Below are 21,705 nucleotides of genomic sequence, written 5' to 3' on the forward strand. Positions count from 1 at the left end.
TCTGCTCGCGGTCGGCCGCCCGCGGATCTCATGCCGCAGTGCAACGGACCACTCGTTTAATTATCGCGCCTCCGGATACCGGAGGCAATCCGACCACTGGTTCAGGCGCTCTTGCGCATACCCAGCATTTCCGCCAGATAGCGGCCGGTGTGCGAACGTTCCACCGTGGCTACCGCCTCGGGGTTGCCCGAGGCGATGATCTCGCCGCCGCCGTCGCCGCCTTCCGGCCCCATGTCGATGAGCCAGTCGGCGCGCTTGATGACGTCGAGGTTGTGCTCGATGACGACCACCGTGTTGCCGGCGTCGCGCAGCGTCTCGATGACCTTGAGCAGCTGTGCGACGTCGTGGAAGTGCAGGCCGGTGGTGGGTTCGTCGAGGATGTAGAGCGTCTGGCCGGTGCTGCGCTTGGCCAGCTCTCGTGCCAGCTTTACCCGCTGCGCTTCGCCGCCGGATAGCGTGGTGGCGCGCTGGCCGAGGGTGACGTAGGACAGGCCCACCTCCATGAGCGTATCCAGTTTCCGCTTGAGTGCAGGCACCGGCGCGAAGAACTCGGTGGCTTCCTCCACCGTCATCTCCAGTACCTCGTTGATGGCTTTGCCCTTGTAGCGGATCTCCAGCGTCTCGCGGTTGTAGCGCCGGCCCTCGCAAACGTCGCAGGTGACATAGACATCCGGCAGGAAATGCATCTCCACCTTGATGACGCCGTCGCCCTGGCAGGCCTCGCAGCGGCCGCCCTTGACGTTGAAGGAGAAGCGCCCCGGCGTGTAGCCGCGCGAGCGCGCCTCCGGCACGTTGGCGAAGAGTTCGCGGATGGGCGTGAACAGCCCGGTGTAGGTCGCCGGGTTGCTGCGCGGCGTACGCCCGATGGGCGCCTGGTCGATGTCGATGACCTTGTCCAGATGCTGCAGGCCCTCGATGCCCTTCATGGCTGCCGGCCGCGTGGCCGCGCCGTTGAGTTCGCGCGCGGTGGCGGCGTAGAGCGTGTCGTTGATCAGGGTCGACTTGCCCGAGCCGGAGACACCGGTGATGCCGATGAACAGCCCCAGCGGTAGCTCGGCCGTGACGTTCTTGAGGTTGTTGCCGCGGCAGCCGGACAGCGTCAGCCATTTCTTGGCCTTGGGCTTGTGCCGGCGCTGCGGAACGGCGATGGATTCGGTGCCGGCCAGGTAGCGGCCGGTCCAGGATTCGGGCTCCTGCGCGATAGCGTCGGGCTTGCCCTGGGCGACGATGTGGCCGCCGTGCACGCCGGCACCGGGGCCGATATCCAGCACGTGATCGGCGCTGCGGATGGCCTCCTCGTCGTGCTCCACCACCAGCACGGTGTTCCCGAGATCGCGCAGCCGGAAGAGGGTGTCGAGCAGGCGTTGGTTGTCACGCTGGTGCAGGCCGATGCTGGGCTCGTCGAGCACGTACATCACGCCCACCAGTCCGGCGCCGATCTGGCTGGCCAGGCGGATGCGCTGCGCTTCGCCGCCCGACAGCGTGTCGGCGCTGCGCGCCAGATTCAGATAATCCAGACCGACATTGTTGAGGAAGCCCAGTCGGTCGATGATCTCCTTGAGGATCTTGGACGCGATTTCGCCGCGATGACCGGGCAAGTCCAGCTCGCGGAACCAGCTCTCCGCGTCGCGGATGGAGCGCCGCGTCAGTTCGGGCAGATTGCGGCCGCCGACGAAGACGTTGCGCGCGGCCTCGTTCAGACGATCGCCGCCGCAGGCCGGGCAGGGCTTGTCGGAGAGAAAGCGCGCCAGCTCCTCGCGCACGGCTTCGGACTCGGTTTCGCGGTAGCGGCGCTGCAGATTGGCCAGCACACCCTCGAAGGCGTGCGTGCGCGTTGTGGCGCGGCCGCGGATGCCCGGATAGCGGAAGCGGATCTTCTCCTCGCCGCTGCCGTAGAGCAGCAGGTCCTGGTGCGCCTTCGGCAGATCCTCGAAGGGCGTTTCCAGATCGATGCCGGCGTGTTCGGCCAGTGACTTCAGCAGCGCCCAGTAGTAGGGGTTGCGGCGGTCCCAGCCGCGGATGGCGCCGGCGGCCAGCGACAGCTCCGGGCTGGCGATGACGCGCTCCGGGTCGAAGACCTGCTGATGGCCCAGGCCGTCGCAGGTCTGGCAGGCGCCGTGCGGTGAGTTGAAGGAGAATAGCCGTGGTTCCAGCTCGGGCAGCGCGTAGCCGCAGTGCGTGCAGGCCATGCGTGCAGAGAAGGTCAGTTCGTCGCCCTCCTGGCGGTAGGGCACGACATGCGCCAGCCCGTCGGAGACGCGCAGCGCGGTCTCGAAGGACTCCGCCAGCCGCTGGCGCAGGTCCTCGCGCACCTTGAAGCGGTCGACGACGATGTCGATGTCGTGCTTGGTGCGGCGGTTGAGCACCGGCACTTCGTCCAGCTCGTAGACGATGCCGTCGACCCGGGCGCGCACGAAGCCCTGCGCGCGCATACCGTTGAATATCTCCAGATGCTCGCCCTTGCGCCCGCGCACCACCGGGGCGCAGAGCAGCCAGGCCGAGCCGGCCTCCAGCGCCAGCACGCTGTCGACCATCTGCGAGACCTCCATGGCCTCCAGTGCGGTGCCGTGCTCCGGGCAGCGCGGCGTGCCGACGCGCGCAAACAGCAGGCGCAGATAGTCATGGATCTCGGTCACCGTGCCCACCGTCGAGCGTGGGTTGTGGGAGGTGGACTTCTGTTCGATGGAGATTGCCGGCGACAGCCCCTCGATGGAATCGACGTCGGGCTTCTGCATCATCGACAGGAACTGCCGCGCGTAGGCGGACAGCGATTCGACGTAGCGGCGCTGACCCTCGGCGTAGAGCGTGTCGAAGGCAAGGCTGGACTTGCCGGAGCCCGACAGGCCGGTGATGACGGTCAGCTGGTCGCGCGGAATATCGACGTTGACGTCGCGGAGGTTGTGCGTGCGCGCGCCGCGGATGCGGATGACGTCCATGGCGTTTGGAGGGTCGTTCAAGGGCAATCCTCTAATATACGTTGCTGAGCAAGTCGCGGCGAAGCCGTAGACCCCGCGCCCCACTTTTCAGCCGACCCTGCCGATGACCTCCACCGAGTGGCGCACAACCCTCGGCCTCTCCGCCGTTTACGCGCTGCGCATGTTTGGCCTCTTCATGGTGCTGCCGGCCTTCGCGCCCTTCGCTGCGCGCATGGAAGGCGGTGAGCTGGCCCTGCTCGTCGGGTTAGCGCTGGGCGTCTACGGCCTGACGCAGGCCGTCTGCCAGATTCCCTTCGGCATGGCCTCGGACCGCTTCGGACGCAAGCCGGTGATCGTTGCCGGCATGCTGATTTTCGCGGCGGGTTCCTGGCTGGCGGGCAGCAGCGAGACCATCGCCGGGCTTATCGCCGGTCGCGCGCTGCAGGGCGCCGGCGCCATCTCCGCGGCGGTGTCGGCGCTGGTGGCCGACAGCACGCGGCCGCAGGTACGCACCATGGCCATGGCGATTCTGGGCGCCGGCATGGGGGCTTCCTTCGTTGTCGCGCTGGTGGCCGGTCCGCCGGTGGCGGGCTGGATCGGCGTCGACGGCATTCTCACCGCTGCCGGCTGGCTGAGCCTGGTGGCGGTGGCGGTGGTGATCTGGGTGGTGCCGCCCGCCCCGCAAGTAGAGACGGCCTCGGCCCGTCTCGGGCCCGTGCTGCGCAATACCGAGCTGTGGCAGCTCAACGCCGGCATCTTCCTGTTGCACGCGTTGCTGACGGCCAGCTTCATGCTCTTTCCCGAGCGCTTCGAGCGCCTGCTGGCGCTGGATCTCGCCGGGCAGTGGAAGCTCTACCTGCCGGTGATGTTGCTGTCGCTGGTTGTGGTGCTGCCGGCGATCCGCTGGGCGGATTTGAACAACCGCGTGCGCGAGCTGCTGGTGGTGGCTGTGTTCGGGCTGCTGGGCGCCAGCATCCTCCTGGCCCTGGGCGAGTCCGCTGCGCCGCTGCTGCTCGCCGGCGTGCTGCTCTATTTCATGGCCTTCAATTATCTGGAGGGGGCGCTACCCTCGCTGGTGTCCAGGCGCGCGCCGGAGGCCAGCCGCGGCGCGGCGATGGGGCTCTATGCCACGTCGCAGTTCCTTGGCGCCTTCTGTGGCGGGCTGCTCGGTGGTTTGGCCAGCGGTGCTGACGCCCCGGGCTTCTGGCTGCTCGCGGCGCTGCCCTTACTGTGGTGTACTTTCGCTTATCGGCTGCCGCGCGAGCGGTCGCCAGCAACGATCTAGGGAGTCTTCGATATGGCACGCGGCATCAACAAAGTGATCCTCATCGGCAACCTCGGCCAGGATCCGGAAGTCCGCTATACAGCCAGCGGCACGGCGGTGGCGAATCTGCGCATTGCCACCAGCGAGAGCTGGCGCGACAAGCAGACCGGCGAGCAGAAGGAGAACACGGAGTGGCACACCGTGGTGCTCTTCGGCAAGACCGCCGAGATCGCCAGCCAGTACCTCAAGAAGGGCCGGCAGGTCTACATCGAGGGCCGCCTGCAGACGCGCAAGTGGCAGGACAAGTCCGGCAATGATCGCTTCTCCACCGAGGTCGTCGGCAACGACATGCAGATGATCGGCGGCGGCGCCGGTGGCGGTGGTGGCGGCGGCGGTTACGACGACGGCGGTGGCTCTATGGGCGGCAGCCGTGGCGGTAGCGGCGGCCAGCAGTCCGCGCCGCCGCAGCGCGAACCGGCCGGTGCGCCGGACTTCGAGGACGACGACATACCCTTCTGAGCCGGCTTCAGCCGGTCTCGCCCAGGTCAGCGAGCAGCGCGGTCATGCGCGCGACCGTCGGGCTGGGGTCGTCGCGGCGGTGGATCAGCACCATCGCCGCGCGCGGCGCCTCGCCGGCGATGGGGCGGTAGGTCACGCCCTCCGAATGCACCTGCTGCATGGAAGCGGGTACCAGCGACACCCCCAGCCCGGCGGCGACGAGGTTGACGATGGACGTCACCTGCGAGGTTTCCTGGCTGATGCGCGGGGAAAAGCCCGCGCGGCGACAGCTGGCGATGATCTCGTCGTAGAGGCCGGCGCCCACCGTGCGCGGAAAGAGCACGAAGCGCTCGCCGGCCAGCGCCCACAGCGACAGGCTCTCGAAGCGCGCCAGCGGGTGGCCGTTGGGCAGTGCCACCAGCACATCCTCGTCGAAGAGCGCGACGGCGGCGATGTCGGCGGCGTGCCCCAGCGGCGGTCGGACGAAGGCGATGTCGCACTGCTCGCTGCGCACATCCTCGACCAGCGCCGGCGTGCTGTTCTCATCCAGCGACAGGCGCACCTCCGGGTAACGATGGCCGAACTCGCGGATGGCGCGCGGTACGAAGGGGTGGAAGGGCGCGGAGTTGATCATGCCGATGCGCAGTCGTCCGACATCGCCGGCTGCGACGCGCTGGGCGCGCTCGACCGCGCGCTCGGCCGCGCTGACGATGTGACGCGCGTCCTCGGCAAAGGCGCGACCGGCTTCGGTCAGCTGGACGCCGCGCGAATGGCGCAGGAAGAGCGGTGTGCCCAGCTCGGTCTCCAGCGCCCGGATCTGCTGTGACAGCGGCGGCTGGCCGATGCCCAGCCGCGCCGCCGCGCGCGTGAAATGCTGCGCCTCGGCAACGGCCAAGAAATAGCGCAGGTGGCGCAGCTCCATATTTATAACCAATCAATTATTGCAGTTTCATATATTGGACATATCGGATTGCTGCCGTCTACAGTCATCGCATCAGCAGCGCGAGGAGACAGCGGTGGCGGAGCATGAGGATGTGGACCCGGTAGAAACCGGGGAGTGGATCGAGTCGCTGGATGCGGTGCTTCAGCGCGAGGGCCCGGATCGGGCGCACTACCTGCTGGAGACGCTGATCGAGCGTGCCCGGCGCTCGGGTGCCTTCATCCCCTTCTCGCCGAATACGGCCTATCTGAACACCATCCCGCCGGATGCCGAGGCGCGGCCGGAGGATGCTGATCACACGATGGAGTGGAAGATCCGCTCGATCCTGCGCTGGAACGCGATGGCGATGGTGGTCAACGCCAACCGCGAGCACGCCGGTGTCGGCGGCCACATCGCCAGCTATGCCTCGGCGGCGACGCTCTACGAGGTCGGCTTCAATCACTTCTTCAAGGGGCCCGAGCACCCCGACGGCGCCGATCTGCTCTACATCCAGGGGCACGTTACCCCGGGCATCTACGCGCGCGCTTATCTGGAGGGGCGGCTCACCGAGGAGCAGATCTTCAACTTCCGCTACGAGTCCGAAGGCAAGGGCGTGTCCTCCTATCCGCACCCCTGGCTGATGCGGGACTTCTGGCAGTTCGCGACCGTGTCGATGGGCCTGGGGCCCATCACGTCGATCTACCAGGCGCGATTCATGAAGTACCTGGAGAACCGCGGCCTGGCCACCACGAACGGCCGCAAGGTGTGGTGCTTCTGCGGCGACGGCGAGATGGACGAGCCGGAATCGCTGGGTGCCATCGACATCGCCGCGCGCGAGAAGCTCGACAACCTGATCTTCGTCGTCAACTGCAATCTGCAGCGACTGGACGGGCCGGTGCGCGGCAACGGCAAGATCATCCAGGAGCTGGAAGGCGTCTTCCGCGGTGCCGGCTGGAATGTCATCAAGGTGATCTGGGGCTCGGCCTGGGACGGCCTGCTGGCCAGGGACGCCAGCGGCAAGCTCATGGAGCTGATGAACGAGACCGTCGACGGCGAGTACCAGTCCTGCAAGGCGCGCGGCGGCAAGTACACGCGCGAGAACTTCTTCGGCAAGTATCCGGAGACCGCGAAGCTGGTCGAGGCCATGTCCGACGACGACATCGCCAAGCTCAATCGCGGCGGCCACGACCCGCACAAGCTCTTCGCCGCCTATCACCGCGCCATCCACAACGCCGACGGCCGACCGACCGTGATTCTCGCCAAGACCGTCAAGGGCTACGGCATGGGTGAGGCCGGCGAGGGCCAGAACATCACCCATCAGCAGAAGAAGATGGGTGAGGACGCCCTCAAGGCTTTCCGAGACCGTTTCAAGATCCCGATCAGCGACGCGCAGATCAAGGACACGCCCTTCTATCACCCCGGCGAGGACTCCGAGGAGATCAAGTATCTGAAGGCCCGGCGCGAGGCCCTCGGCGGCTACCTGCCGCAGCGCAATGTCACGGCGCCGGCGCTGGAGATTCCGAAGCTGGACGCCTTCTCTCGCCAGCTCGAAGGCAGCGGCGAGCGCGAGGTCTCCACGACCATGGGCTTCGTGCAGTTCCTGCAGACCCTGCTGCGCGACAAGAAGGTCGGCAAGCGCGTCGTGCCGATCATTCCCGACGAGGCGCGCACCTTCGGCATGGAGGGCATGTTCCGCAGCCTGGGCATCTACTCGGTGGTTGGGCAGAAGTATCGTCCCGAGGACGCCGACTCGCTGGCCTTCTACAAGGAGGACATCAAGGGCCAGATCCTGGAGGAAGGCATCACCGAGGCCGGTTCCATGAGCTCCTGGATCGCCGCGGCCACCAGCTACGCCAATCACGGCGAACCGATGCTGCCCTTCTACATCTTCTATTCGATGTTCGGATTCCAGCGCATCGGCGATCTCTGCTGGGCGGCCGGCGACATGCGCGCCCGCGGCTTCCTGTTGGGGGCGACCGCCGGACGCACCACGCTCAACGGCGAGGGCCTGCAGCACGAGGACGGGCATAGTCACGTGCTCTTCGGTGTGGTGCCCAACTGCCGCAGCTACGACCCGGCCTATGTCTACGAGCTGGCCGTCATCCTGCAGCGCGGCATGCAGGAGATGTACGGCGAGGGGCGCGATGTCTACTACTACATCACCCTCTACAACGAGAATTACCCGCACCCGCCCATGCCGGAGGGGGTTGAGGACGGGATCATGCGCGGCATATACCGCCTGCGTGGCCCGCAGAAGAAGCCCGGCAAGCAGCACGTCCAGCTCATGGGCAGCGGGACGATCCTGCGCGAGGTCGAGGCCGCCGCCGAACTGCTCTACGAGGAGTTCGGCGTCACCAGCGAGGTCTGGAGCGTGACCAGCTTCACCGAGCTGGCGAGAGACGGCCAGGACACCGACCGCGACAATCTTCTGCACCCCGATCGCAAACCCAAGACCTGCTATCTGCAGCAGGCGCTGGACGGCCATCCCGGGCCGGTGGTCGCGGCCACCGATCACGTGCGCAACCACGTCGAACAGATCCGGCCCTTCCTGGAGCGCAATCTCTCGGCGCTGGGCACCGACGGCTTCGGTCGCTCCGACACGCGCAACCGCCTGCGCGACTTCTTCGAGGTCGACCGGCGCTGGATCACGATCCGCGCGCTCAAGGCGCTGGCCGACGAGGGCCACATACCCAAGACCAAGGTCGGCCAGGCGATGCGCATCTTCGGCATCAAGGCCACCAAGGCCAATCCGAGGCTTTCCTGATGGCCAGCGCAAAGCCCGTCAAGATTCCGGATATCGGCGGCTTCAGTGATGTGCCGGTCATCGAGGTGCTGGTCAGCCCCGGTGACACGGTGGAGGCCGAGCAGCCGCTTATCGTTCTGGAGTCCGACAAGTCGACGATGGAGATCCCGGCGCCGGAGGCCGGCACCATCGAGTCCGTGGCGCTGAAGGTGGACGACAAGGTTTCCGAGGGCGACACCATCTGCCAGATCGTGCCGGCTGAAGCCGCGTCCCCCGCGCCTGCGCCGGAGCCCGAAGCGGCGCCCGCTGCCGAGCCCGAGCCCGAGCCGTCGCCCGAGGCGGCCGCGCAGCCGGAGCCGGAGCCGGAGCCGGCGCCGGCCGCCGAGGCCAGCGTGGAAACCGTGCGCGTCCCCGACATCGGCGACTTCACGGACGTCCCGGTCATCGAGGTGCTGGTCAGCGCTGGCGATAGCGTCGAGGCCGATCAGCCGCTGATCGTGCTGGAGTCCGAGAAATCGACGATGGAAGTGCCGTCGCCGAAGGCCGGCACGGTCGAAAGTGTCAGCGTCAAGGTCGACGACAAGCTCAAGGAAGGCGACGCCATCTGCGAGCTGCGCGTGGCCGGCAAGGCTGAGGCCGCGCCCGCTCCGCAAGCTGCTGCGCCCGAGCCTGCGCCCGCGGCGAAGAAAGAAGCCTCGCCGGCTCCCAAGAGTGAGGACAAGGCGGATTCCCAGGCGGAAGAGGAAGAATCCGCCGCGCAGGGTCCGCGCATGCGCCCGGAAGGCGACGGCCAGCTCATTCCGCACGCCAGCCCCGCCGTGCGCCGCTTCGCGCGCGAGCTGGGTGTCGATCTCGCGCAGGTCAGCGGCAGCGGTGCCAAGGGCCGCATCCTGCGCGAGGACGTCCAGCAGCATGTGAAGTCGGCCATGAAGGCCGCGCCGCAGGCTGCGGCCGCAACGGCCGGTGGCGGCGGCGGTCTGCCGCAGCAGCCGGAGGTCGACTTCAGCCGTTTCGGGCCGGTGGAGGCGGTGGATCTTGCCCGCATCCGCCGCATCTCGGCGCAGAACCTGCACCGCAACTGGCTGCTGGTGCCGCACGTCACGCAGACCGACAGCGCCGACATCACCGATCTGGAAGCCTTCCGCAAGGCCGAGTCGATGCCCGAGCAGAAGCTGACGCTGCTGCCCTTCCTGATCAAGGCCGTGGCGCAGTGCCTGCGCGACTTCCCGGACTTCAACGCCTCGCTGTCCGCCGACGGCCAGCAGCTGATCCGCAAGCAGTACTGCCATATCGGCTTCGCGGCCGATACGCCGAACGGTCTGCTCGTGCCGGTGATCCGCGACGTCTGGAGCAAGTCGGTCACTGAGCTGGCCGCCGAGAGCGGCGCGCTGGCGGCGAAGGCGCGCGACGGCAAGCTCAAGCCTGACGAAATGCAGGGCGGCTGCTTCTCGATCTCCAGCCTGGGCGGCATCGGCGGCAGCCATTTCTCGCCCATCGTCAACGCCCCCGAGGTCGCGATCCTCGGCGTGTCCAAGGCGTCGATGCAGCCAGTCTGGGATGGCGAAGCCTTCCAGCCGCGCCTGATGTGCCCGCTGTCGTTGTCCTACGACCACCGCGTGATTGATGGTGCGGCCGCGGCGCGCTTCATCGTGCAGCTGAAGACACTGCTGGAGGACCTGCGTCGGCTGCTGCTCTGATCAGCGCTCAAGGAAGGGGTTGACGATGCGCAGTTGCTCGATCTGCTGGCCGTGCTGCATGTCTTCCGAGAGCAGGTGTTGGCAGCCCGCCTCGAGGGCTGCCGCGATGATCAGGCTGTCGTAGAAGCCGTAGCCGTAGCGGGTCTGAATCTCCAGCGCGCGACGGTACAGCGCGTGACTCGGCATCACCCGGCACAAGGGCTGCAGGACCGAGTCCAGGAAGCGCCGCGCCTGGTCCAGATCGGCCGGGACGGGGATTTTCCGCGTGATGACCGCCAGGCTTTCCTGGACCACCTGATAACTGATCAGGGCGGAGCCGCTGCGGAGCGCGAATTCGATCAGCTCGGCCGCGCGTCGCGACTTGTCGGGCGCGCGCTCGTCGAAGAGATAGACGAGGAGGTTGGAGTCGATGAAATCAACGCTCATTCATTTCTTCGCGCGTGAACTTGCGCCCACCCGTGCGCAGTTTGCCGCGCAGTTCCTCGACGACCGCCATGGCCTGGTCGGCTTGCTGCTGCCGGCGTGTGTAATCCTCAAGCCAGCGCCGGAACTCCTCGTTCAGAGTGGTGTTGCGCGCCCTCGCCTGGGCGCGGGCGGTCTCGATGAGGTGCTCATCGGCGCTGAAGGTGATGTTGCGCATGGCTGTAGCCCCGTAGCTCGTGTAGGCAGTGTACACGACACTCGTGTGATTCCTTGGTTCCAGGAATCAGGTTTCTTCGAGTTGCGCGAAGGCCTCGGCCAGATGGTCGAGCAGCGCGCGCACGGCCGGTAATTGACCGCGCTTGGAGGGGTAGACGGCATGGATCAGGTGCGGCTTCGGGCCCCAGCCGTGCACGGGACGCAGCAGCGCGCCGCTGCGCACTTCGTCCAGGACGATGATGGTTGGTAGCTGCACGACGCCGATGCCGGCCACCGCGGCCGTGCGCAGCGCCACCATGTCGTCGGTGACCAGCCGCGGCTGATGCCGGATGCGTGCCTGCTCTCCTTCCGGCCCGTAGAGATCCCAGCGATGATCCGGCCGGGGCGGACCGAGATCGAGGCTGGGTAGCTCGCCTAGCTGCGCGGGGTGGGATACCGGCCCGCAGCGCGCGAGCAGCTCCGGGCTGGCCACCAGGCACTGGCTGCGCTGGGCGAGCACCTTGAGGAAGAGATCGCTGTCGTCGAGTGGCGGGTAGCGGACACGGATAGCGAGGTCGAAACCTTCGGCGATGACATCGACACGACGATTGGTCGCCTCCAGATGCAGCGTCACTTTCGGGCAGGTGGCCTGGAAGTCCGCCAGCATCGTGCCAACTTGAGCGTGCAGCAACGCGATGGGGCAGCTGATGCGCACCACGCCGCGGGGCTCGGTACGCGTCAGCGCGATGGCTTCCTGCGCCGCTTCGGCCTCCACCAGCATCGCCTTGCAGTGCGCGTAGTACGTCTGCCCCAACTCCGTGACCGAGAAGTGTCGCGTTGAGCGCTGAATCAGGCGCACGCCCAGACGCTCTTCCAGCGCCGCGACGCGACGGCTGAGCTTGGACTTCGGCAGCCCGAGCGCTCGGCCGGCCGACGCGAAGCCGCCGTGCTCGACGACGCGGGCGAAGTAGTAGAGGTCGTTCAGGTTTTCCACGGCGATATTGTTCCAAAAATAAGACGCACTATCTGAATATTGCCGTCTACCGGGGGGATTGTCGCGCCTATATCTTCTTTCTCCGAAACAACGGTCGCAATGCGGCCTTAGCGGAGAAAGGATATGAAAGCGATTCTCGGCGTTTACAGCACCCCTGAAAGGCACTGGGTCGGCGACGGTTTTCCGGTGCGCACCCTTTTCGCGCCGGATACCCACGGCCAGCAGCTCAGCCCCTTCCTGATGCTCGATCACGCCGGGCCGCGCGACTTCGTGCCGGGCATCCGACCACGCGGCGTCGGGGAGCATCCGCATCGCGGCTTCGAAACGGTGACCATCGTCTACGAAGGCGAGGTCTCGCATCGCGACTCCACGGGCGCGGGCGGCGACATCGGCCCCGGCGATGTGCAGTGGATGACCGCCGGCGCCGGCATTCTGCACGAGGAGTTCCACTCGCAGGCCTTCACGCGTCGCGGCGGCAGGCTGGAAATGGCGCAGCTATGGGTCAACCTGCCCGCGAAGGACAAGATGACCGTGCCGGGCTACCAGACGCTGCTTGCGGCCGATATTCCCGAGGTCGCGTTGCCGGATGCGGCTGGCCATCTGCGGGTCATCGCTGGCGTTTATGAGGGCAATGCCGGCCCGGCGCGTACCTTCAGCCCGATGGATGTCTGGGATCTGCGTCTGCAGCCCGGCGGACTGACGCGGCTGCCGGTGGCCGATGGCCGCACGCTGGCGGTGGTCGTGCTGCACGGCACCGTCGAGATCAACGGCGTGGAGCTTGCGCGCGAGGGTCAGCTCGTTGTGCTGGCGCGCGACGGTGCCGATGTCCAGATTGAAGCCAACGACGTGGCCACCCTGCTGCTGCTATCCGGGGAGCCCCTCGACGAGCCGATCGCCGCCTACGGGCCCTTCGTCATGAACAGCGACGACGAGATCCGTCAAGCGATCACCGACTTCCGCAGCGGCGACTTCGGGCGTATTGCGCCTTCGCCGGCCTGATGATCGTCAGCATGATGGTGGTACCGGCGGGCTCGGGGCCCGCCGGACGTCGATGGCCCGCCGTGCGTGCGACCGGCATGATGCGGAGCATTCGCCGCAGTCGTGATCTTCGTTTCGCCACGCAATAGGAGAAGAAATCATGAGCAGTGTGATGGAGCAGGACCAGCTGTCCGTCTCGACGGATTGCCCGGAGTGTCCTGGTCGCCCGGTGGCCGAGCGTATCGCCTCGCGGGAGAGCCAGCTCGGCGAGGGGCTGCTGATTCGCCGTGCGCTGCCTTCGAAGCAGCGGCGAATGGTGGGCGCCTGGTGTTTTCTCGACCACGCCGGGCCGATGGAATACGGCCCTGGCGAAGGCATCGCGGTGGGCCCGCACCCGCACATCGGGCTGCAGACCTTTAGCTGGATGATGGAGGGCGAAATTCTGCATCGCGACAGCCTGGGCGTAGAACAGATCATTCGCCCCGGGCAGGTGAATCTGATGACCGCCGGTCGCGGCATCGTGCACAGCGAGGACGCGGTCAGCGATGCGCCGGGCCGCATCCATCTCGCCCAGCTCTGGATTGCTCTGCCCGATGCCGAGCGTCATTGCGAGCCGGCTTTCGAGCATTATCCAGAGCTTCCCGTCGTTGATTCCAACGGATTCCGAACGACGGTGCTGGCCGGTTCGGCACTGGGCCGGACCTCCCCGGCCAGGGTCTACACGCCATTAATTGGTCTCGATCTGGAAAGCGCCGGTGCGACGCGCACGGCGCTGCCGCTGGAGCCCGCCTTCGAGCACGCCGCGCTCGTGCTGCGCGGGGCTGCAACAGTCGCAGGCGAGACGCTGGAGCCAGGATCGCTACTTTATCTCGGCACGGGCCGCCAGACGCTGGATGTTTCCTGCGACGAGGCCGCGCAGATTCTCATTGTCGGCGGCGTACCTTTCGAGGAGGAAATCCTCCTTTGGTGGAACTTCGTCGCGCGCGAGCCCGCGGAGATCGAGGAAGCCGTCGCCGACTGGAACGCGGGCCGGCGCTTTGCCCGCGATGTGGGGAGCCCCTCGAAGCCGCTGCGTGCTCCAGATCCGGCCGGCATCCGACTGAAGGCAGGCAGATCATGAAGACCATCGCCTCGCTCACCACGCGCAGTAGCGGCGCGCCCTGGCGTGCCGACATGCAAACCGGCGCCCACGCCCTCGTCGCCGACGAGCCCGCGACAGCCGGCGGGCAGGATGCCGGCCCGTCGCCCTACGGCTACATCCTCGCCGGTCTCGGCGCATGCACGGCCATGACGCTGCGCATGTACGCCCAGCGCAAGGGCTGGGAGCTGGGCGAGGTGGCGGTCGCGCTGACGTTGCGCAAGGACGATGAAGGCGCCACCCATATCGCCCGAGAGCTGACCTGCAGCGCTCCCCTCGACGAGGAACAATGGCAGCGCCTGCTCGACATCGCCGGCAAGACGCCCGTGACCCGGACCCTGATGGCGGGCAGCGCCATCACCACGCGGCGCGCGGCCCCGTGAAGGCGTTGCGCTTTGCGGCTACCGGTAGCCTTGAGGAACTGCGGTTGGAGAATGCGGCGGAGCCCGAGGTAGGGCCCGGGGAGGCATTGGTGGTCGTGAAGGCGGCGGGACTGCATCCCAGCGATGTGAAGAATGTACTTGGCCGCTTCCCCGACACGAGCTTGCCGCGTATACCGGGACGCGATGGCGCCGGTGTGGTGCTGCGCGGGCCGAAGGCCTGGGTCGGTCGAGAAGTCTGGTTCAGTGGCAGCGAGCTGGGTTTCCGCCGCGACGGGAGTCATGCGCAGCGTATTGTGCTTCCGGTGGCAGCGCTCTCGGCCAAGCCGGAGTTGCTCTCCTTCGAGCAGGCGGCGCGTTGCGGCGTGCCGCTGACCACGGCGCGGGACGCCCTTGAGCGCACCGGGGTGCGGCGAGGTACTCGGCTGCTCGTGATTGGTGCGGCGGGCGCGGTGGGTCGCGTCGCGCTGCAGCTCGGCCGGGCGCGCGGAGCCCAGGTGCTGGCTGCGGCACGCCGGCCCGAGCAATTGACGGCTTTGGCGGGCGCCGGTTTCGATACCGTCTCGTTGGTCGAGGGCGCGCCTCCGCTCGCTGATCAGGCGCAGAGACGCTTCGGTGACGGTGCCGATGTCGTCTTCGACACGACCGGATTCTGCTTGCCGGCGGCCATCGCGGCGCTATCGATCGGCGGCCGCGTCGCGGTCATCGCGGCGCCCGACGGGGGGCTCGTCGAGGTGCCGGTGCTCGACCTCTATCGGCGCGCCGGCAGCATTGTCGGTGTCAATTCCCTGTTGCACGACAGCGCGGCCTGCGCGCGCATGCTGGACCGCTTTTCCGCCGCGATCGATGGCGGGCAACTCGTCCTCGACCCGCAGCCCGCGACATGCACCCTCGGGGATGGGGTGGCGGCCTACGCATCGCTTGCCCACGGCGAAGCGAACGAGCTTGTCCTGCGGATGGCGTAACGGCGCGTACCCGCTGCCGAGGTTAGGATCAGACGGTGACGACCACCTTGCCGAATTGGGCGTTGGACTCCATGTAGCGGTGGGCCTCGACGATGTCGTCGAGGCTGAAGCGCTTGTCGTCGACGGTCGGCTTGAGATGGCCGCTCTCCAGGCCTTCGGTGACGAAGCTCTTGCCGCGCGCGAAGCGCTCGGGGTCGGCGATGACCTCGAAGAGGGTATAGCCGCGAAGAACCAGCCCCTTCTGCAGCGCCGGCATCAGCGGGAAGGGCGTGGGCGCGCCGGCGAGGCCGCCGTAGAGGAAGATCATTCCACCCGGGCCGGTGGCCTTGGCCAGTGATTCGACCTGTGGCCCGGCAACCGGGTCGAAGACGACGCGTGCACCTAGCCCGCGGGTGATGCGGTCGACCTCTGCCGCCAGATCCTGGTCACCGGTGACGACGTGCGTGGCGCCGGCGGCCTTCAGCGCGTCGACCTTCTCGGGCCCGCGCGTCGTGGCGATCGGTATCGCCCCCTGCTGCAGCGCGATCTGGATGGCAGCCAGGCCGACGCTGCTGGAGGCCGCCGGGATGATGACCGCCTCGTCCTGCCGGATCTGGGCGATGTCGATCAGCGCGCCGAAGGCTGTCAGGTAGGGCATCCAGATCGCCGCCGACTGCACGGCATCAAGGCCTTCCGGCCGATGCGTGCAGGCGTAGGCTGGCACGATGGCTTCCTCGCCGTAGACGCTGTAGTCGTTCATGGAAAAGGCCGGGATGATGCAGATGGCGTCGCCGGGGGCGTAATCCGTGACGCCTTCCCCGGTGGCTACGACGGTTCCGGAGGCTTCGTAGCCGACGCCCGATGGGAGATTCGGTGCTTCCAGGTAAGCGCCGTAGCGAAACATGATCTCGGCGCGATTCAGTCCGATGGCCTCGATTCTGGCGCGGAGTTCGCCGGCGCCGGGCTGGCCGATGTCGGCGTCCTCGATCTTCAGGACTTCGGGGCCACCGGTCTCGTGAAAGCGGACGACCTTGCTCATGGTTTCTCTCCTTCGGTTTCGGCTGGATTCGGTCAGGTTTGTTCAGGCCGCTGCGCTATCGGCCAGTGCCGGGTAGTCGGTGTAGCCGTGCTCATCACCACCGTAAAAGCTTTGTGGATCCGGTGTGTTGAGCGCCGCGCCGGCAGCGAGGCGTTCGGGCAGATCCGGATTGGCGATGTAGGCGCGGCCGAAGGCCACTGCGTCGGCGTCACCGGCAGCGATGGCGGTCTCGGCGCTGGCCGCGTCGTAGTCGGCGTTGACTACCAGTCGGCCCCTGTAGAGCGGCCGGAAATGCCGCGTCGGAATGGCGTGTCCGCCGTGGCGGATATCGGCTTCCACGGGTTCCAGCAAGTGGAGATAGGCCAGATCGTAGTCGTTCAGCTTCTTCACGAAGCTGTCGAAAGTGGTCTCGGGGTCCGAGTCGCGCATGTCGTTGAAGGTGCCGCTCGGTGACAGCCGGATGCCGACGCGACTGGCGGGCCAGACCGACAGCACGGCTTCCAGAACGGCCAGTGGCAGCCGCATGCGTTTCTCAAGGCTGCCGCCCCAGTCGTCGTGACGCTGATTCGTGCCGTCGCGCAGGAATTGATCCAGCAGATAGCCGTTCGCGTTGTGGATCTCGACACCGTCGAAGCCGGCGCTTCGCGCATTCTCGGCAGCCTGCCGATATTGCTCGATGATGCCGGGAATCTCCTCGGCTTCAAGGGCGCGTGGCGTTACGAAGTCCTGCGGTCCGTCGTAGGTCAATGCCTTTCCCGCGGGGCGAACCGCGCTCGGGGCGACCGGTAGCTCGCCCTTCGGTTGCAGCGAGGGGTGCGATATGCGGCCGACGTGCCAGAGTTGCATGAAGATGCGCCCGCCGGCTGCGTGTACCGCGTCGGTAACGCGCTGCCAGCCCGCGATCTGCGCTTCGCTGTGGATGCCCGGCGTGTTCGGGTAGCCGATCCCTTCCGGAGCGATCTGGGTAGCTTCGCTGATGATGAGCCCCGCCGATGCGCGCTGTTCGTAATAGCGTATGTTCATCGCTTGCGGCACGTTGCCGGTGCCGGCGCGGTTGCGCGTCAGTGGTGCCATCAGCACCCGGTTGGGCATGGCGATGTCGCCCAGTTGCAGGGGCTCGAAGAGGTACGGGTGGGGGGTGCTCATGTATGGACTCCTGTTTCTTCTGAATCCGAGTAGACCGGTCGGTTTAGGCCGGGGCAAATAAAAATCAGGCCCGCGCAAGCACGCGTTCGAAGAAGGTGTCGCGGAAGGCCTGCATTGGTTGCGGGTCGCGGGTGACCTTGGCGCGCAGCACCGCGCCCTCCCAGCCGACGAGGAGGAACTCGGCGAGTTGCTCCGGCTCGCTGTCCGGGGCGAGATCACCGCGCCGGCGCGCCGTCGCAAGGCATTCGGCGAAGCGTGCTGTCCAGCCCGAGAAGACTTCCTGCAGGCGCTCGCGGAATGCAGCGTTCTGCCCGGCGAGTTCCTGCGCGAGATTGCCCATCAGGCAGCCTCGCGCGAAATCGCCGGCGCCCATCTCCGTGATGCCAGCCTCCAGAAAGTTGCGCAGCCGCTCAAGCGGTGCGACGGCATCGTCGTCGAGGATGCGGTCGAGCTTGTCCTGATAGTGGGCGTCGAAATGCTCGATGACGGCGAGCCCGAAATCTTCCTTGCTGGCGAAGTAGTAATAGAAGGAGCCCTTGGGGACGCCTGCGGCGTCGAGGATCGCCTTGATGCCGGTGTTGTTGTAGCCCTGCGTACTGATCAGCTCCGCGCCCACCTGCAGAAGCTGGCTGCGCGTATCGGCGCGCCCGACTCGCGCTGGGCAGGAGCTGTTGGCTGTATCAGCGTTCATGCACGCCAGAATAGACCGGTCGTCTATATGTCGCAAGTGACGGGGCAGCGTGCTTCTTTTGAGGGTGAAGACCGGCGCTGGTCCGGCGGCGGCCGTTCCCTGGTCAGGGCCACGAGCCACAGGTCGCGCGCCGGGTGTCTGCGGTGTGTGGCCCGAAGCCTCGACATCGGCTGCATCCACATCCGGCACTGCCACGTAACTGAGTGTTGGAGGAGGTCGTTTCAGATCGGCTTGTGCCGCGTCGGCTTTCCTCCTTCGCAGTGCACCGAACCGAATGATGAGGAGTTGCAAGATGGCCAGATCGAAACTATCGACATCCGCCACCGGGGGTCTCCGGGCAGCGGTCGCTGCTGCAGCCTTGCTGGCTGCAGGCAATACATGGGCGACGGACTTCGTCGTGACCTCGCTCGCGGACAACACCGCCAGCGATGGTGACGTCACTCTGCGCGAGGCGTTGATCGCCGCGAGCACCAACGCGAGCGCTGGCGATGCGCCCGCTGGTGAAGTGGACGGCGACAGCATCACCTTCGCGCCGGGGCTGCTGGAACTCGCCGAGCCGACTATCACCCTTAACAGCAATCTAGGCGCGCTGAGTATCGACGACGATGTTGTTATCGACGGCAGCATCGGCCTGACAGGGCTGGTTTCGCTCACCGTCGATGCTGGCGGTATGCAGCGCGCCTTCAGCATCGACGCGAGCGGCGGCGCTGGCAGCATGCAGTCCGTGACGATCAGCAGCATCAACATCACCAACGGCGCCAGCGACAGCAGTGGCGGTGCGATGCAGATTGTCGCGGGCAGCGAGGTCGCGCTCGAAGACGTCAGCATTTCCGGGAGTGTCGCCAACGGCACGAATGCCGATCAGGGCGGCGGCGCCATCTTCAATGCCGGCACCCTCAGCATCAGCGGTGGCAGCTTCAACGGCAACAGCGCGCCCATGGGATCGGGCAGCGGCGGTGCGATTTTCAACGCCGGTAGCCTGAGCATCACCGATGCCACCCTCAGCGGCAACAGCTCGCAGCGCGCGGGTGGCGCCATTGAAGCCGTGGCTGGTTCCACCACAAGCCTTGACGGCGTCACGCTCAGCGAGAACCAGACCGGCCCGATGCCCGGCAACGGCGGTGGTCTGCACATCACCGGCGCCGGCGATGCCACCATCACCGGCGGCAGCGTCAGCGACAACAGCGCAGCCAACGAGGGCGGCGGCCTGTGGAACGGCTTCGGCAGCATGACCGTCAGCGGTACAACCGTGAGCGGCAACACGGCCAGCGGCGACGGCGCCGCCAACGGCGGCGGCGGCCTCTTCAACAACGCGGGCGCGCTGAATGTCAGCGGTGCGACCATCAGCGGCAACACTGCGGATGGCGAGTCCGGAAGCGGAGGTGGCATCCTCAACAAGGGCTCCGACGAGCGCAGCGGCACGCTGAGCGTGACCGACAGCGCTATCACCGGCAACAGCTCGAACCGCGCTGGTGGCGGCATCGAGGCCACCGACTTCACCGAGACCAGCCTCGACAACGTCACGCTGGCCGACAACACGACGGGCGCGAACCCGGGCAACGGCGGTGGCATGCACATCTCCGGCGCGGGCAACGCCAGCATCACCGGCGGCACGGTGTCGGGCAACACGGCTGCTCGCGAAGGCGGCGGTCTGTGGAACAGTGCCGGGCTGATGACCGTAGATGGCACGACCGTGAGCGAGAACGCGGCGAACGGCGATGCTGCCGACGACGGCGGTGGCGGCCTCTTTAACAGCACCGGTCGCATGGAGCTGTCCGACGTCACCGTGATCGGCAACACAGCTACCGGCATGGCTGGCAGCGGCGGCGGCGTCTTCAACCTCGGCCCGGATTCTGTAATGCCAGACCGCGGTGTGCTGATCGTCAGCGGCGGCGAGATCTCGGGCAATGCATCGTCGCGTGCCGGCGGCGGCATCGAGGCCACGCCAAACACCGAGACCACGCTGCAGGATGGGCTGATGCTCTCCGGGAACACGACCGGCGACAGCCCCGGCAACGGCGGTGGCATGCACATCACCGGCGCCGGCGACGCCACCATCTCGGGCATCACCGTTTCCGGCAACACCGCCGGCCGCGAGGGCGGTGGCCTCTGGAACGGCGCCGGCTTGATGACGCTGAGCAACAGCACGATCGCCGACAACACTGCAGAGGGTGACGCTGCCAATCAGGGCGGCGGTGGTCTGTTCAACCTCGCCGGCACGCTTGAGGTGACCGACACGATCATCACTGCCAACGACGCCAGTGGCGACGCGGGCAGCGGTGGCGGCATCCTCAACCTCGGCAACACGTTGACGGTGACCGGTGGCCGCATCGCCGGGAATACCGCGGTGCGCGCCGGCGGCGGCATCGAGGACAACAACACCGCTACTGAGGGTGTGGGTACGGCGATGGCCGACATCACCTTGCGCAATCTCACCATCGACGGCAACAGCACCGGCCCGTCGCCGGGTAACGGCGGAGCCTTTCACGTCACGGGCGGCAACGCCGTCATCGTGGTGGACCGCGTGACGACCTCGAACAACAGTGCGGCGAACGAAGGCGGAGGCTTCTGGAACTTCAACGAAGCCGACATGACCCTCGTCAACAGCACCGTCTCCGGCAACGACGCCGGTGCCGGCGGCGGTGGCGGCATCTTCAACCGGCCGCTTGGCAATCTCGGCATCGTCAATGTGACGGTGGCCGACAACACCACGACAGGCATGGGCGCCGGCCTGCTGAACAGCGACACCGGTGTCGTCACGGCTGCGAACAGTCTGTTCGTGGGCAACGGTGTTGCTGGCGCGACGATCGACGGCAGCGGTAGCAATCTGGTCGGCGCCCTTGCCGCCAACGGCGGCGATACGCAGACGCACGCCTTGATGGCCGGAAGCCCGGCCATCGACGCCGGCGACGATGCGGTCTGCCAGGGTATGCCGGTTAACGGTATCGATCAGCGCGGCGTGTCGCGCGACAACCCCGGCTGCGACATTGGCGCCTACGAGCTGGTCGACGGACCGGTGGCGGCGACCGCCAACAATTCGCCCGAGCAGGTCACAGCCGTGCCAGGCGATACCGGGGTGGTAGCGGTTGCCTTCAGCATCTCGCAACCGGCCAGCGCGGACGAGAATCTGCTCGTCGGCGGCTTCAGCGGGTCGCTGAGCAGCATGGGTGACATCGCTGGCCGGCTTGTCAACGCGCGTGTGGTTATCGACGCTAACGCTGACGGCATGCTCGACGGCGGTGATCAGCTTCTGGGCAACACCGATGCCACGGTTTCCGTGGATACGGCCGGTAATGCCTTCTCAGTGGCCTTCGCCAATGAGCGGGTACTGGCGCCCGGTAGCGACGAGAGCTACCTGCTGGTCGTCGACATCGCCCAGAGCAGCGCTGCGGCAAGCGGCGACTGGAAGCTGATGCTGGCCACCGGCGGTGCCGGCCTTCCGCTGTTGGCCGTGGGGCTGCTCGGGCTGCCGCGTCGTCGCGGCGCGATGGCGGCGCTGTTGCTCGTCGGCGGGCTCGGCCTGACGGCTTGTGATGGCACCTCGTCGCGCGTCAGCGAGGACGGGGTGTTGGCCGAGGCGCGCTTCAGCGTCGAGCAGGTCGACGCTACCGGCGCCATGAGCGGCATGCCCGCGCAGGGACTGACGCTGCCTCTCAAGGGGCCAAGCATCGTTATCGAGGAGTGATCTGAAGGCCTGATTCCCGCGTCAGCGGGCTGCGGCGCTGCCGGTCTCCGGCAGCG

General features: G+C 67.0%; 17 protein-coding genes. 9 read left to right on the top strand and 8 right to left on the bottom strand.

Annotated features, from left to right (window positions below; translation table 11 throughout):
• Nucleotides 1–101: 101 nt before the first annotated feature.
• Complete coding sequence (gene uvrA, locus U743_RS01420) at nt 102–2,936, bottom strand: excinuclease ABC subunit UvrA (RefSeq protein ID WP_043764944.1); 2,835 nt, start codon at nt 2,934–2,936, stop codon at nt 102–104.
• A 103-nt stretch (nt 2,937–3,039) separates the two neighbouring features.
• Between uvrA and U743_RS01425 the strand changes: the two genes are divergently transcribed.
• Both U743_RS01425 and ssb read left to right on the top strand, forming a co-directional pair.
• Nucleotides 3,040–4,200, top strand: coding sequence for an MFS transporter (locus U743_RS01425; protein ID WP_052367397.1), 1,161 nt, complete (start codon nt 3,040–3,042; stop codon nt 4,198–4,200).
• Nucleotides 4,201–4,212: 12 nt separating this feature from the next.
• Nucleotides 4,213–4,698 (top strand): single-stranded DNA-binding protein, encoded by a 486-nt coding sequence (ssb, locus tag U743_RS01430; RefSeq protein WP_043764946.1) that lies wholly within the window; start codon nt 4,213–4,215, stop codon nt 4,696–4,698.
• Between the two features lie 7 nt (nt 4,699–4,705).
• On the opposite strand, the gene U743_RS01435 is transcribed toward ssb, so the two are convergent.
• Complete coding sequence (locus U743_RS01435) at nt 4,706–5,599, bottom strand: LysR family transcriptional regulator (protein ID WP_043764947.1); 894 nt, start codon at nt 5,597–5,599, stop codon at nt 4,706–4,708.
• A 94-nt stretch (nt 5,600–5,693) separates the two neighbouring features.
• Here U743_RS01435 and aceE point away from each other — a divergent pair, with 94 nt between their 5' ends.
• Both aceE and aceF read left to right on the top strand, forming a co-directional pair.
• The gene (aceE, locus tag U743_RS01440; protein ID WP_043764949.1) at nt 5,694–8,360 is read left to right on the top strand and encodes a pyruvate dehydrogenase (acetyl-transferring), homodimeric type; all 2,667 of its coding nucleotides are present in this window, start codon (nt 5,694–5,696) and stop codon (nt 8,358–8,360) included.
• On the top strand, nt 8,360–10,036 hold the full coding sequence (gene aceF, locus U743_RS01445; RefSeq protein WP_043764951.1) for a dihydrolipoyllysine-residue acetyltransferase: 1,677 nt from the start codon (nt 8,360–8,362) through the stop codon (nt 10,034–10,036). The genes aceE and aceF overlap by 1 nt, the downstream gene beginning before the upstream one ends.
• Here the strand turns inward: aceF and U743_RS01450 are convergent, their stop codons facing one another.
• The 3 genes from U743_RS01450 to U743_RS01460 all read right to left on the bottom strand — a co-directional run bounded on the left by U743_RS01450 (nt 10,037) and on the right by U743_RS01460 (nt 11,648).
• On the bottom strand, nt 10,037–10,462 hold the full coding sequence (locus U743_RS01450; RefSeq protein WP_043764953.1) for a PIN domain-containing protein: 426 nt from the start codon (nt 10,460–10,462) through the stop codon (nt 10,037–10,039).
• Complete coding sequence (locus U743_RS01455; RefSeq protein ID WP_043764955.1) at nt 10,452–10,676, bottom strand: hypothetical protein; 225 nt, start codon at nt 10,674–10,676, stop codon at nt 10,452–10,454. The genes U743_RS01450 and U743_RS01455 overlap by 11 nt, the downstream gene beginning before the upstream one ends.
• Nucleotides 10,677–10,742: 66 nt before the next feature.
• Complete coding sequence (locus U743_RS01460) at nt 10,743–11,648, bottom strand: LysR family transcriptional regulator (protein ID WP_043764957.1); 906 nt, start codon at nt 11,646–11,648, stop codon at nt 10,743–10,745.
• Between the two features lie 123 nt (nt 11,649–11,771).
• On the opposite strand from U743_RS01460, the gene U743_RS01465 reads away from it, so the two are divergent.
• From U743_RS01465 to U743_RS01480, 4 genes are all read left to right on the top strand, one after another.
• On the top strand, nt 11,772–12,647 hold the full coding sequence (locus U743_RS01465; RefSeq protein WP_043764959.1) for a pirin family protein: 876 nt from the start codon (nt 11,772–11,774) through the stop codon (nt 12,645–12,647).
• 139 nt (nt 12,648–12,786) lie between these two features.
• Nucleotides 12,787–13,746 (top strand): pirin family protein, encoded by a 960-nt coding sequence (locus U743_RS01470; protein WP_043764961.1) that lies wholly within the window; start codon nt 12,787–12,789, stop codon nt 13,744–13,746.
• Entirely contained in the window at nt 13,743–14,147 is a 405-nt protein-coding gene (locus tag U743_RS01475) for an OsmC family protein (protein ID WP_043764963.1), read from the top strand. Before U743_RS01470 ends, U743_RS01475 begins: the two co-directional genes overlap by 4 nt.
• Entirely contained in the window at nt 14,144–15,109 is a 966-nt protein-coding gene (locus U743_RS01480; protein ID WP_043764965.1) for a quinone oxidoreductase family protein, read from the top strand. Before U743_RS01475 ends, U743_RS01480 begins: the two co-directional genes overlap by 4 nt.
• Before the next feature lie 28 nt (nt 15,110–15,137).
• Here the strand turns inward: U743_RS01480 and U743_RS01485 are convergent, their stop codons facing one another.
• The 3 genes from U743_RS01485 to U743_RS01495 form a co-directional block, all read right to left on the bottom strand.
• On the bottom strand, nt 15,138–16,127 hold the full coding sequence (locus U743_RS01485) for a zinc-dependent alcohol dehydrogenase family protein (protein ID WP_043764968.1): 990 nt from the start codon (nt 16,125–16,127) through the stop codon (nt 15,138–15,140).
• A 42-nt stretch (nt 16,128–16,169) separates the two neighbouring features.
• Entirely contained in the window at nt 16,170–17,273 is a 1,104-nt protein-coding gene (locus tag U743_RS01490; protein WP_043764970.1) for an alkene reductase, read from the bottom strand.
• 64 nt (nt 17,274–17,337) lie between these two features.
• Nucleotides 17,338–17,964: a TetR/AcrR family transcriptional regulator gene (locus U743_RS01495; protein ID WP_052367398.1), complete on the bottom strand. Its 627-nt coding sequence runs from the start codon at nt 17,962–17,964 to the stop codon at nt 17,338–17,340.
• A 397-nt stretch (nt 17,965–18,361) separates the two neighbouring features.
• Between U743_RS01495 and U743_RS01500 the strand changes: the two genes are divergently transcribed.
• Nucleotides 18,362–21,649: a beta strand repeat-containing protein gene (locus U743_RS01500; protein WP_156966295.1), complete on the top strand. Its 3,288-nt coding sequence runs from the start codon at nt 18,362–18,364 to the stop codon at nt 21,647–21,649.
• The last annotated feature ends 56 nt before the right edge of the window (nt 21,650–21,705 follow it).

The sequence above is a fragment of the Algiphilus aromaticivorans DG1253 genome, assembly GCF_000733765.1.
Classification (GTDB): Bacteria; Pseudomonadota; Gammaproteobacteria; order Nevskiales; family Nevskiaceae; genus Algiphilus; species Algiphilus aromaticivorans.